Source organism: Flavobacterium sp. RSP46, from assembly GCF_003984825.1.
In the GTDB taxonomy this organism is placed as follows: Bacteria; Bacteroidota; Bacteroidia; order Flavobacteriales; family Flavobacteriaceae; genus Flavobacterium.
Map to the genome: position 1 here is coordinate 136,848 of NZ_RYDM01000002.1, position 11,991 is coordinate 148,838.

Here is an 11,991-nt window from a genome sequence, read left to right on the forward strand (position 1 = left end):
GTTGAAATGCCCAATAGATATTGGGCATTTTTTGTTTATTTTACTCTGAATAAATTTCACGAAAAGGGCTTTACTACACCTGTTTTTAGAACAAAACTTTGTAGATGAGTCCGGCGGTAAAACCTCTTGTAAGTCCATCGGGTCTTACTTCCCGAATTACAAAAGGGGCAGCCAATGATAATTCGATACTATTTTTAGCATCAATAGTATAAGAACCAATCAAATTTCCATTGATGGTGAGTCCATCAGAATTTTGTATGGTTTCTCTTTTTCCAAAAGCATTTTCAAAACTATCCTCGCCTAAATGATAAAGAAATAATACATTAGGTTTGAAGGTAAATTTAGTATTAGCGGGCTGAATGGTGTAGGTAGTTCTAAATAAAGCATCTGATTTTCTTTCAAATAAATTAGTAGACGGGAAATCATCCGTGTCTGAAAACTCCTTAAAATAAGAATTTTTGTTGTTATTAAAAACAGGAATCTGTATCCCGGTATTGAAATCCCATTTTTTATAAGTAAGATTCAAACCCAAAATAAGGTCAAAAGTTCCCAGACTGGATTGGTAGTCTAACGGAAGCGAAAATTCATTTATTTTTAGATTGGAACTCGTAAAAGGTATTTTAAAACCCATAAGAGTGCTCCATTTTGCGGTAGTTTTAGTTTTCCAGTTATAGTTGCCTATGAAATAGCCATCACCAAAAGCACCACGTTGTCCAAAACTGCCGTTTGCTACAGAATAAGTGATTTTAGAACTGAGTGAAAAGCGTTCGTTTATTGTTCTGGTATAGGTAAGATAGGATGAAAAATAAGTTAGATCTGCTTCCCCGGTGCCAAAAATATTTCCTATTTCTATACCGTTTTTGAAATCAGTTTTTGAGTTTTGAAAGCTGTTTCCTATCGAACAAATCCCTGCGTCACTGCATCCTTGAGAATAAGAACTAAAGCCTGAAAACAGCCCAACGAGTACAATTATTATTGTTTTTTTCATGGATATAAATTTAATTTTGAGACAATTGCGCTACTGCAAAAAGATGACTGTATTGCTGACAATGAATCAGCACATATTTATAATCACTAATATTTACTTGAGGAGGAATTGCATATACTGTTGACGAGGTTAAATTTCCTAAATTCACAAAATCTGAAGGGGCAGCGGTTTTAGATAAATATACTTTTAAATCCGGGCCATTGGAAATACTAAAATTGTCCAAGCGTACTTCATTTTGATTGGTATTCAAATACACTTTGGCTGAACCTGAAACCTTAATGCCTGATGTAGGCATAAAATCTCCAGTAAATGCAGATGTACTATTTTCAGGAAGTGAGGCTTGTATAGCTGGATCACGCGTCAAATCTCCTTCCACTTCGCAGGAGAGCAGTAAAATAAATAGTGGGAGTATAAAAATTTTTTTCATAATCAGGATTGGTTATTGATTATTCAAATGTATAAGGAATGTAAATTAAACTTTGTCAGCTACTTTACATTTAAGAGAAGATTAAAAACACTAGAATCCACTTTCCATAAACTGAAAATATTTTTTCTGCAAAAAAATAATACCTTTGAACTCAAATCAGGAATTCTATGATAACTAAAGAAGTACCCACCCAATTAGAACAATATTTTCAACAGTTTCGTAAAAATATAATTGGAATTGATCAAGAATTTGAGTCACCTTACGGACCAAAAAAAATTATATACACGGATTGGACCGCCAGTGGTCGTTTGTATCGTCCTATTGAAGAAAAATTAATGAATGATTTTGGCCCTTTTGTAGCCAATACTCATACTGAAACTACCGTTTCGGGAACTGCCATGACTAAAGCATACCATCAAGCGCGCCATATTATCAAACACCATGTGCATGCCGGCAGTGATGATATTTTGATTACTGATGGAACAGGAATGACAGGTGTAGTCAATAAATTTCAACGAATTCTAGGTTTGAAAGTACCCGAAAACCTGAAAGATTTTATTACCATCCCACCCGAAAAAAGACCAGTTGTTTTTATTTCTCACATGGAACACCATTCCAATCAAACGTCTTGGCTAGAAACTATTGCTGATGTTGTAGTAATTCCCTCTACTGAAGACGGATTGTTCAGTATGGAGAATTTAGAAATAGCATTGAAAAAGTACAAAGAGCGACCTTTCAAAATAGCGTCAATAACTTCTTGTTCAAACGTAACGGGAATTAAAACACCGTATCATGAAGTGGCAAAAAGAATGCATCAAAACAACGGACTTTGTTTTGTTGATTTTGCTTGTTCTGGACCATATGTAAAAATTGATATGCATCCGGAAGACATTGAAAATCAATTGGATGCCATTTTTTTTTCGCCTCATAAATTTTTGGGAGGACCTGGAACCTCCGGGGTGTTAATTTTTAATAAAAAGCTATATCAAAATTTAATACCTGATAATCCTGGAGGAGGAACGGTAAGCTGGACCAATCCTTGGGGAGAGCACAAGTATATTGATAATATTGAAGATAGAGAAGATGGAGGAACTCCTGGTTTTCTTCAGGTTATAAAAATTGCACTGGCGGTTCAATTGAAAGAGCAAATGGGAATTGAGAATATCTTGAAGAGAGAGCATGAAATTGTGGATTATATTTTCTCAGAGATAGGAGCGGTTTCTAATATTAAAATCCTTGCAGGGCAGCATCACGACAGGTTAGGGGTTATTTCTTTTTTTATAGAAGAATTACATTTTAATTTAGGGGTAAAGTTATTGAATGATAAATTTGGAATACAAACCCGTGGCGGGTGTAGTTGTGCCGGAACATACGGACATTTTTTATTGCATGTGGATCAGGAAACCTCACACAAATTAATTGACGAAATTACTTTGGGGGATTTAATCAGAAAACCAGGTTGGATCAGAATGTCTATTCATCCTACAACTACAAATGCCGAAATTGAATTTGTGTGTAACGCAATAAAAGCATTGGCTGAAAAGCATAAAATTTGGGCTTTGGATTATGATTATAATTCGGCTACAAATGAGTTTATAAATAAAAATACACGCCATTTAGAAGATGAATTGGTAAAAAACTGGTTTTCTTTATAGAAGTTGCTGTTTTAAGAAACTAAAAAAATCACATATCATAAACGCTATTGTTTCTAATGTGTGATTTTTTTCTGAATACGAATTACTACCGTCTGTGTTTCCATCGTTTATGCGTCCAAAAATAATATTCAGGAGCTTCCAGAATTTGTTTTTCTACTTCCCGTAAAAAAGTATTGGTGATTTCAAAATCGGGAATGGATTTTGGATCATCTGTTATAGGGACAAAAGTAGCTTCATAAAATCCTCTTTTTACTTTTTTTACTTTTACAAAAAGGACATTGAGATCGTATCGTTTGGCCAGCATTTCAGCTCCGGTATGCACTGGAACTTCAATGCCCATAAATGTATCCCAGTGAAAGGCTCGATCTAGTTTTGGGGATTGGTCGCTGGCTAAGCCATACATGAATAATATTTCTTTTTGTTGATTTTCTGCCATCAACGGGATCGCTCTTTTTGTTTCGACTAATTCTGCATTGTATTTGGATCGAATATCTCGTAGTAATTTATCAAAGTATTTATTGGCAATTTTTTTATAAACGCCTATTCCTTTAAATATTGTTTTTTCATTTACAGATAATAACCATTCCCAACTTGCATAATGGGAGGCTAATAATACAGTGCTTTTCCCTTTATCCTCATATTCTTTAACCAGTTCAATATTTGTTATTACAAATCGTCGGTTCATTTCAGCAGCTGAAATAGTCATGGTTTTTATCATTTCCAGGAACATATCACACAAATGGTGATAGGATTTTTTTTCGATAATAAGACGCTCCTTGAAACTCAGATTAGGAAAAGTAAGGGCTAAATTTTCTCTAACTGTTTTTTTTCGATACCCTATAATATAATATACAATCAAATAGATACAATCCGAAAACCAGTATAAAATCCGAAAAGGAAGAATAGAAATGACCCACAAAAAGGGAATGATTAAGATGAAAATAAGAAATTGCATGCCGTATTTTTTTTGACAAATATAAGGCAAAAATATAGATTGATATAAATTTGGACTGCATACAAGATGGTATTTGAGAAAGACTATCTTTACAATTCACAATAAACATACTTTATGAATACCATTTTAATAGCAATAATTGTTGTAAATGTTTTGATTAGTTACAAAGGTTTTAATGACCTTTCTTTTTTTAGAAAATATGAATTCCATATTGGAAGTATTCGTGCAGGCGAACAAATACGGTTGTTATCGTCTGGTTTTCTTCACGCAGATATGACTCATTTGATTTTTAATATGCTGACACTGTGGTTTTTTGCACCGGTAGTCATCAGTTATTTAGGGAGTTTTTCATTTATACTGGTGTATTTTGGAAGTTTAATTTTTGGAAGTTTATTGACGGTATTGTTTCATAAAAATGATTACGGGTATAGAGCTGTAGGTGCTTCTGGAGCCGTAACAGGGGTTTTATATTCGGCCATATTGTTACAGCCAGACATGATGTTGGGAATCTTCTTTATTATCCCAATGCCTGCTTATATCTTTGGAATCCTTTATTTATTGTATTCAATCTACGGAATGAAAGCTAAGAATGATAATATAGGTCATACCGCCCATTTTGGAGGCGCTGTTGGCGGTTATTTGATTACACTTGTCAACGAGCCACAGTTATTAGTGGATCATGCTTTAATGGCAGTTTTATTAGCCATTCCTATAATTATCCTGTTCGTAATGGCAAAAATGGGAAAATTATAATGGCACAACTTTTGAAAAGAAGTTAACACAAACAATTAAATGATAAAAAAATGAAAAAAGCACTATTAATCTTGTCTATTTTATTTATTTCAGTGTCCTACGGGCAAGAAATCAAACAAGTTCCTCAAATAAGCGTAAGTGGCGAAGGAAAAGTAAAGGTTGTTCCGGATCAAGCAAGTATAACGGTGACTGTTGAAACAAAAGGGAATAATGCCAAAGACGTCAAAAAGCAAAATGATCAAAAGATTGAAGCTGTGCTTAAGTTCATCAAAAAAATGAACTTGGCTCCTGCAGATTATAAAACGCAACGTGTTTCGTTGAACCCACAATACGATTACGAAAAAAAGAAACACAGCTATAATGCAACACAAACAATCGAAATTGTATTGAAGGATTTATCAAAATATGATGAATTGATGGAAGGTTTAGTTGACGAAGGGATTAATAGAATTGATACTGTTGTGTTTGAATCTTCTAAGTTGGCCCAATATCAATCTGAGGCTAGAAAATTAGCGATGAAAGAGGCTAAATTAAAAGCAGAAGATTATGTTTCAGTATTAGGACAAAAAGTAGGACGTGCTATGATCATATCAGATAATTCACAAAATTATAGCCCACAACCAATGTATGCTGCCATGAAAATGGAAATGAGCGATACTAGAGTTTCAAGAGAAACGATGGCGGTAGGCGAAATCAACATTACGGCTAATGTAACGGTAAGTTTTATTTTAGAATAGAAGAAGCTGCAAGTATTAAAAAATTCCGTTCAAAATATCAATTTGCTAGGATTTTTTTTGGATTAATTCACAACAGTAGTATGCAAAAAAAAACTCTTCAATCGCTTGAAGAGTTTTGTGGGGAGAGCAGGATTCGAACCTGCGAAGTTTACACAGCAGATTTACAGTCTGCCCTCGTTGGCCGCTTGAGTATCTCCCCAAGACTCAATAAGCAGTGCTTATTGTGCTAACCGGATGCAAATATAAAAACTGTTTTCAAGTTTCCAAACTATATTAGTACTTAATTTTACTATTATTTTTAAAGCATTGGTATTGAATAAAATAAAAAAATCTCCACTAGGGAGATTTTTTTTATTTGTACGATATAAGGTGTTTATTGTTCTAAAAGCTCAATTATTTTGGCTCTAAGGGCATCTCCTCTTAAATCTTTAGCCACAACATTTCCGGATGCATCCAGGATAAAAGTGGCAGGTATAGATTCTACTTTATACAAAGCAGCAATTGGTTCGTCCCAAAATTTCAAATTTGAAACCTGATTCCAGGTCAACTTGTCTTTAGCAATGGCTTCTTTCCAGGCTTTGGCATCTTTATCTAAAGAAACACCAATAATATTAAGACCCTTACTGTGTAACTCTTTATAGATGGCCACAACATTTGGATTTTCTTGACGACACGGCCCACACCATGATGCCCAAAAATCAACTATTGTTACTTTTCCTAAACTTTCTTTCAGAGAAATTATTTTCCCTTGAGGATTAGGGCCTGAAAAATCTGCTCTTCATTTACCATCAGTAGTTGGAGCAGTAGCTGGAGCGGTAGCGCCTACAGCAGCCGGTGATTTCATTTCAGCTAGTCTGGTTTTGATAGCAATTCCAGGCTTTGTTTTTTTCAATGCTTCTTCTAAACTGTTGTATAACTTTTCAGATTTTGCAACATCAGCACTAGGATCGTTTAACATTCCTTGGATTATTAGCGCTGAAATAAAAGATTTAGGATGTGTTTCAGCATACGCTAAATACTTTGCTTTTGAAGCAATACCAACTTCTTCTTGAAGTTTAGAAAATTCCTGCATCAAATTATTGATCACAGCCGTGTCCTTGCTTTGTTGAGCAGCTTCCATTGCTTGCATGTTTTTGTTTTGGAAATCCATTAGTTTCTTTTGAACTTTAGTGATTTCCTCGTTGAAGGTTGCGTATTCATCATTGTTATACGTTCCTGAAACTTTAGATTTTTGAATACTGTCTTTATTTATAGCGATTGTTACTTCTCCATTTTCTAATATGAAAGGTATTTTAGCCTGAGCCCCTTCTAATTGGATTGTATAAAACGATGGCTCTGTAATAATTCCTTTCATCTCAAATTTACCGTTTTCAACTTTTACGGTATCCTTAGCAATAAGTCCCATGCCATTTGCATCTTGTGTTTCTAAGATAATTGTTTTACCATTTTCAATTCCTGTTGCAGTCCCTGAAATAATGTATTCATCTTTGCCAACTTTGCTACAAGATAGTAAAACAACAGCAGCCGAAAGTAATAAAATTATTTTTTTCATTATTAATTAGTTAAGTTAAGAGTGCAAAAGTATTTAAATTTTTAATTGATATATAATTTTACAACCTAAATTTTTGTTATTATTTTTCATTCTTAATTAGGATTTAGCATTTATTTTACAAGTAGTTATTTTACTTCCTTCTTTGAATATAAAACCTTTTAATCATGATGTGTTTTGGGACAATCAATTTTTTTTCAATTAAGATTTATAAAAAAATAGCGAATAATGGGATTTAAAACACTTTCTAGACGAGTTATTTAGGTTTTGCAAGCAGGCGTTTGTATATTGCTATTTCAGAACGGGACAAGTCCAAAATAAAAAAACATCCTTTTTTTGAAGGATGCTTTTTTATTTTGGACTTAAAAAAAATTAATCTTGATTGATTGTTTTTCTCCAAGTAAAGGAATTCAGGATGTGTCTTTTTGCAAATCTTCCAGGAGATTCAGCATTTACCATTTTTACGTAAGTAGCTTTAGGCACACTAATGTATTCGTAAACACTTCCATTTGAAAAATTGATGATCAATCGTCCTTCTACGAACTTATAGTCTGAAATTTTTGCAGTTGCAATAGTTTCAGTGTATTCCGGTAAGTTTTGTTTTAGAGTTTCAGGATTGATACTCACTAAGAAATGATAAGCTTCAATAATTTTTTTACTGTTTTCTTCAGCTGCTTTTAAACCAGTTTCATCTCCTTGAAATTTATCAGGATGCGCTTCTTTCATCGCATTACGATATATCGTTTTCAAATCTTTCAGCTCTGCAGTTTTGTCTACATTTAGCAGTTTGCGGTATTCAACTATTTTTTTCATAAATAAGGTAACTACTTGTCTTTTACTATAAAACCAATGTGATTTGATTTCAAAAAGCGACAAATTTTTTGCAAAGGTACACTTTTTTTTATTTTTTTGGTTTCAGACCAATAAATTTTCCGAAAAAAGTATTCTGAAACAATAGATTTAAGGAATAAAAAACTGAAAAAGTTTTATTGTTGGGGCTTATTGTTTGCTTTATCGAAATTTTTGGATTTTTTTGGATATTTATTATAACTGATATCACTCGGATTTTCGATGATTGATTTTATCGTAATCCAATCTCCAATACTGTGTTTTTGAGCCATTTTATAGTCCAGAAGATAGGCACCACAAAAAAAATTGTTATTTTCATCTTTTTCCATAATTCCTGTATAAACTCCTTTTTGCAGCATTTGTTCTTGTGAAGACTTTGTCATATCAATTTGATTTTAAATAATTCTATTTGGCAAAGTTAATCAATTATTAAATGTATTGCTACAATTTAGCTTGGCTCAATTGGTTTTAGTATTCTGGTTTTTTATTCCAATTTTGTTCCATTTCAAACTTTAACTTTTGTTTCATTTAATAATGAACTGATTTTATCAAAAAAAAACTAATTTAGGATTTTAATTGAATGCATCTATTTCCAGATAGTATTCAATGTTAACGAAATTAATAGTATATAAATATTTATTTGGCAATCTATGAAAAGAAGATCTTTTTTAACTACAGCAACACTTGCTTCCGCAGGTTTAACTACACTTTTGATTACAGGCTGTACCTCCGGTACCAAAAAAAATGAAGATTCAGTATCTGTTGAAGATTTCAATGCCGTTTTTGAACTAGACGAAGAAACCATCAGCAGTGTAAGGGAGAAATTAACTTCTGGCAAATATACTTCGGAACAATTAGTACAATTATACTTAAAACGGATTGAAGCTATTGATACCAATGGGCCTCAATTGCATTCCGTCATCGAAGTCAATCCAGATGCACTGGCTATCGCTGTTGCACTGGATAAAGAGTTAAAAGCTGGTAAAAGCAGAGGTCCTTTGCATGGAATCCCCGTTTTAATAAAAGACAACATAGACACAGCGGATAAAATGCTAACCACGGCTGGATCTCTGGCAATGGCAGGAAATAGTGCTTCAAAAGATGCTTTTGTCGTTAAAAAACTCAGAGAAGCCGGTGCAGTAATCATTGGAAAAACAAATTTGAGTGAATGGGCTAATTTTCGTTCGACCCAATCCTGTTCCGGTTGGAGCAGTAGAGGCGGTCAGACTAAAAACCCCTATATTTTAGATCATAATCCGTGCGGTTCCAGTGCTGGTTCAGGAGCAGCAGTCTCAGCCAATCTTTGTGTTGTTGCTGTTGGGACAGAAACGGATGGTTCTATTGTTTGTCCAGCTTCGGTAAACGGAGTTGTAGGGATTAAACCTACTGTAGGTCTGGTTAGTCGATCTGGGATTATTCCAATTTCAAAAACACAAGATACGGCTGGTCCAATGGCCAGAACCGTAACGGATGCTGCTATTTTATTAGGCGTAATTGCTGCTGTAGACCAAGATGATACTGTAACCATTGAAAGTAAAGGGAAAGCACAGAAGGATTATACAACTTTTTTAGATAAAAATGCTTTGAAAGGTAAGCGTATTGGTATTGAAAAAAAGCCACAAGGAAATAATAAATACATTAATGCACTTTTAGATGCTGCTGTCAACCTGCTAAAAAAACAAGGGGCTATTATTATCGAAATTGACTATTTGGAGAAAATTAATGCTTTGGGTCAGGCCGAATTCGAAGTTTTACAATATGAATTTAAAGATGGATTGAATACCTATTTGGCTACAGCCAATGCAAAAGTAAAAAGTTTGAAAGATGTTATCGATTTTAATACTGCTAATGAAGATAAAGCAATGCCGTATTTTAAGCAAGAAACATTAGAAAGTTCTAATGCTAAAAAAGGATTAGAGGACAAAAAATATCTGGAAGCATTAACCGTAAGTTTCGAAGGAAGTAAAAGTGTGCTAAATACAGTTTTTAAAGAAAATAAATTAGACGCTATTTGTGGAATCACCATGGGACCTGCTTGCAGTATTGATATGATCTACGGAGATCGTTGGGGAGGATATTCTTTAACTTCTCCTGCTGCAGCAAGTGGCTATCCACATATTACAGTTCCTTGCGGACTGGCTTATGATTTGCCGGTTGGTTTATCATTTTTTGGTATGCCGTATACAGAAGGGAAATTAATAGGATTGGGCTATGCGTATGAACAAGTATCTAAAAAGAGAATAAAACCGGGACTTAAACCTTCTTTTTTATAATATTTTATAGGTATTTAAAAGGGTAAAAGGGTGAATTACTTTTTACCCTTTTATTTTTTTTATAATACTGACAAATGGAATTAATCGGTTATTCCGGACATTTGGGCTGAGGCTTAGAAATTTCTCTTCCTCAAAAGGAAATAGCCATCCTAATTTCGCCCCAAATTTCTTTTGGTAAAACTTGCAAGAGTTGTTTCTCAGCTTTGATTCCGTATTCGGATTCTGGGATTAATCAAATTCTGGGCACTACTCTAACTCCAACGGATGTTTTTTGCCTATATAAGTAAGTCGAAAGTTTAAAAGTCGTAAAGTCAAAAGAATTAACTTTAAGTAAAACAGCTTTAAATCAGATTGTTACGTAATTTTATCCTGATTTTAAAATACGACATTATACCATGGTTATTACTTATTTGTTATAATGATTCTAAATTTTTATCCCATTCCGTTGCATTTTCAAATAAATCCGTATCACTATTCTTTGAAGTCCACTGATAAAGAATTCACGCAATAGCGTTGTCCGGTTTTTGTAGGTCCGTCATCAAAAACGTGTCCTAAATGGCTGCCACAATTAGCACAAAGGATTTCAGTGCGTTTCATACCAAGTGTTACATCAGAAATATATTCTACTTTTCCAGGAATGGATTCGTCAAATGAAGGCCAACCGCAATGGGCATCAAATTTAGAGTTGCTTTCGAACAAAGATTCACCGCAGGCACCACAGCAATAGGTTCCTTTTTCGTAATGTAAGTTATAAGTTCCAGTATGTGGGTATTCAGTTCCTTTTTGTCGAAGAATTCTATACCGTTCTGCTCCTAATTTTTCTTTCCATTCTTGTTCTGTTTTTTCTAAAGGATATTTCATGATTATTTTTTTATTAATTGTATAGTGTTGTATTTCAATTATTTATTTTGGATGAATTGAACTGTTTTTTCAATTACTTTAAGGTTGCCTAGAATCTTTCTATGTCCTAATCCGTCTGTTAATAGTAACTCTCCATTTTTTAAATATTTATGAATGTGAATTCCAGCCTTTACGGGAACTTCAGGATCAAGGTTATCATGTATTACTAAAATAGGAATCGCTGTTTCTTTTGCAGCCAAAAAAGCAGAATAACTATTCATTTTTTCTCCGTATTTTTTTTCGAAATGCAAACGCAAAAGAGTACTTACACTTGGTTTTAATTGTAATTTTGCCACAAAATCATCTATAATATCTTCTACAACATCACCACTGCCAATCACTACGGCATGATTTACTTTTAAACCTTTTTTTATGGCGTTCAAAACGGACATTCCTCCTAATGAATGACCAATAGCTGCTTCAAAGGGCCCAAATTGCTTCTCTATTTCTAAAATTGTATCAATAAAGTCGACCATAATAGTCGTTTTTCCAGGTGATTTTCCATGTGCAGGAGCATCAAAACTGATCGTAGAATATCCGGCTTTAAGCAATTCATCCGCTATTTTGAATAATTGAGTTCCACGTCCTGACCAACCATGAACTAATAAAATTTTCTTGTCACTTTTTCCATATTCATACACAACAACTTCTTTGCCAATTGCCGGAATTGAAATTAATTTTTGTATACTATTTCGATCCATTTCTAACTCTCTTTTTGGAATCTTATGTTTTATGGGTGTAGTAAACAGTTTAGCTGCAAATAATGTAATTAGTTTTGGTGAAATAAAAGAGATTAATTTACTGGTTAATAAAATAATTTTAGGAATTTTCAATGATTGGGTATGATTAGAAGACTTTTTTGTCATTTTAATAAATTTTCAAGCAGGTTATTATATTATAATTTT

At 33.5% G+C, this 11,991-nt stretch carries 12 protein-coding genes, 1 tRNA gene and 1 pseudogene; 4 read left to right on the top strand and 10 right to left on the bottom strand.

Annotated features, from left to right (window positions below):
• Window positions 1-85: 85 nt before the first annotated feature.
• Window positions 86-988 (bottom strand): hypothetical protein, encoded by a 903-nt coding sequence (locus tag EKM01_RS04905; protein ID WP_126743216.1) that lies wholly within the window; start codon window positions 986-988, stop codon window positions 86-88.
• Between the two features lie 10 nt (window positions 989-998).
• Window positions 999-1,415 (bottom strand): DM13 domain-containing protein, encoded by a 417-nt coding sequence (locus tag EKM01_RS04910; RefSeq protein ID WP_126555800.1) that lies wholly within the window; start codon window positions 1,413-1,415, stop codon window positions 999-1,001.
• Between the two features lie 167 nt (window positions 1,416-1,582).
• Here EKM01_RS04910 and EKM01_RS04915 point away from each other — a divergent pair, with 167 nt between their 5' ends.
• Window positions 1,583-3,070 (top strand): aminotransferase class V-fold PLP-dependent enzyme, encoded by a 1,488-nt coding sequence (locus EKM01_RS04915; RefSeq protein WP_126562165.1) that lies wholly within the window; start codon window positions 1,583-1,585, stop codon window positions 3,068-3,070.
• Window positions 3,071-3,155: 85 nt separating this feature from the next.
• Here the strand turns inward: EKM01_RS04915 and EKM01_RS04920 are convergent, their stop codons facing one another.
• Window positions 3,156-4,025 (bottom strand): lysophospholipid acyltransferase family protein, encoded by an 870-nt coding sequence (locus EKM01_RS04920; protein ID WP_126576247.1) that lies wholly within the window; start codon window positions 4,023-4,025, stop codon window positions 3,156-3,158.
• A 114-nt stretch (window positions 4,026-4,139) separates the two neighbouring features.
• Between EKM01_RS04920 and EKM01_RS04925 the strand changes: the two genes are divergently transcribed.
• On the top strand, window positions 4,140-4,778 hold the full coding sequence (locus EKM01_RS04925; RefSeq protein WP_126459787.1) for a rhomboid family intramembrane serine protease: 639 nt from the start codon (window positions 4,140-4,142) through the stop codon (window positions 4,776-4,778).
• 50 nt (window positions 4,779-4,828) lie between these two features.
• A complete protein-coding gene (locus EKM01_RS04930) occupies window positions 4,829-5,515 on the top strand; it encodes an SIMPL domain-containing protein (RefSeq protein WP_126459784.1) in 687 nt (228 codons plus the stop codon).
• Between the two features lie 118 nt (window positions 5,516-5,633).
• Here the strand turns inward: EKM01_RS04930 and EKM01_RS04935 are convergent.
• The 5 genes and pseudogenes from EKM01_RS04935 to EKM01_RS04955 all read right to left on the bottom strand — a co-directional run bounded on the left by EKM01_RS04935 (window position 5,634) and on the right by EKM01_RS04955 (window position 8,296).
• Window positions 5,634-5,714 (bottom strand) — tRNA-Tyr (locus EKM01_RS04935).
• A gap of 174 nt (window positions 5,715-5,888) precedes the next feature.
• Window positions 5,889-6,275 (bottom strand): annotated as a pseudogene (locus EKM01_RS04940) (TlpA family protein disulfide reductase); the annotation flags it as partial.
• A gap of 18 nt (window positions 6,276-6,293) precedes the next feature.
• On the bottom strand, window positions 6,294-7,067 hold the full coding sequence (locus EKM01_RS04945) for a DUF4369 domain-containing protein (RefSeq protein WP_126767163.1): 774 nt from the start codon (window positions 7,065-7,067) through the stop codon (window positions 6,294-6,296).
• 369 nt (window positions 7,068-7,436) lie between these two features.
• Window positions 7,437-7,877 (bottom strand): KTSC domain-containing protein, encoded by a 441-nt coding sequence (locus EKM01_RS04950; RefSeq protein WP_126561605.1) that lies wholly within the window; start codon window positions 7,875-7,877, stop codon window positions 7,437-7,439.
• A gap of 173 nt (window positions 7,878-8,050) precedes the next feature.
• Window positions 8,051-8,296: a hypothetical protein gene (locus EKM01_RS04955; protein ID WP_126561604.1), complete on the bottom strand. Its 246-nt coding sequence runs from the start codon at window positions 8,294-8,296 to the stop codon at window positions 8,051-8,053.
• Between the two features lie 267 nt (window positions 8,297-8,563).
• Between EKM01_RS04955 and EKM01_RS04960 the strand changes: the two genes are divergently transcribed.
• The gene (locus EKM01_RS04960) at window positions 8,564-10,186 is read left to right on the top strand and encodes an amidase (RefSeq protein WP_126767166.1); all 1,623 of its coding nucleotides are present in this window, start codon (window positions 8,564-8,566) and stop codon (window positions 10,184-10,186) included.
• 471 nt (window positions 10,187-10,657) lie between these two features.
• On the opposite strand, the gene msrB is transcribed toward EKM01_RS04960, so the two are convergent.
• Window positions 10,658-11,047 carry a peptide-methionine (R)-S-oxide reductase MsrB gene (gene msrB / locus EKM01_RS04965; protein ID WP_126514806.1) on the bottom strand — a complete coding sequence of 130 codons (390 nt, stop codon included), beginning with the start codon at window positions 11,045-11,047 and terminating at the stop codon, window positions 10,658-10,660.
• Window positions 11,048-11,085: 38 nt separating this feature from the next.
• Window positions 11,086-11,952: an alpha/beta fold hydrolase gene (locus tag EKM01_RS04970; protein WP_126555815.1), complete on the bottom strand. Its 867-nt coding sequence runs from the start codon at window positions 11,950-11,952 to the stop codon at window positions 11,086-11,088.
• Window positions 11,953-11,991: the final 39 nt, after the last annotated feature.

Excerpts from the sequence above, each read along its gene's own strand:
- EKM01_RS04970 (WP_126555815.1), bottom strand. The coding sequence starts at position 11,952 with ATGACAAAAAAGTCTTCTAATCATACCCAATCATTGAAAATTCCTAAA.
- EKM01_RS04930 (WP_126459784.1), top strand. The coding sequence starts at position 4,829 with ATGAAAAAAGCACTATTAATCTTGTCTATTTTATTTATTTCAGTGTCC.
- EKM01_RS04955 (WP_126561604.1), bottom strand. The coding sequence starts at position 8,296 with ATGACAAAGTCTTCACAAGAACAAATGCTGCAAAAAGGAGTTTATACA.
- EKM01_RS04910 (WP_126555800.1), bottom strand. The coding sequence starts at position 1,415 with ATGAAAAAAATTTTTATACTCCCACTATTTATTTTACTGCTCTCCTGC.
- msrB (WP_126514806.1), bottom strand. The coding sequence starts at position 11,047 with ATGAAATATCCTTTAGAAAAAACAGAACAAGAATGGAAAGAAAAATTA.
- EKM01_RS04915 (WP_126562165.1), top strand. The coding sequence starts at position 1,583 with ATGATAACTAAAGAAGTACCCACCCAATTAGAACAATATTTTCAACAG.
- EKM01_RS04925 (WP_126459787.1), top strand. The coding sequence starts at position 4,140 with ATGAATACCATTTTAATAGCAATAATTGTTGTAAATGTTTTGATTAGT.
- EKM01_RS04960 (WP_126767166.1), top strand. The coding sequence starts at position 8,564 with ATGAAAAGAAGATCTTTTTTAACTACAGCAACACTTGCTTCCGCAGGT.
- EKM01_RS04920 (WP_126576247.1), bottom strand. The coding sequence starts at position 4,025 with ATGCAATTTCTTATTTTCATCTTAATCATTCCCTTTTTGTGGGTCATT.
- EKM01_RS04950 (WP_126561605.1), bottom strand. The coding sequence starts at position 7,877 with ATGAAAAAAATAGTTGAATACCGCAAACTGCTAAATGTAGACAAAACT.
- EKM01_RS04905 (WP_126743216.1), bottom strand. The coding sequence starts at position 988 with ATGAAAAAAACAATAATAATTGTACTCGTTGGGCTGTTTTCAGGCTTT.
- EKM01_RS04945 (WP_126767163.1), bottom strand. The coding sequence starts at position 7,067 with ATGAAAAAAATAATTTTATTACTTTCGGCTGCTGTTGTTTTACTATCT.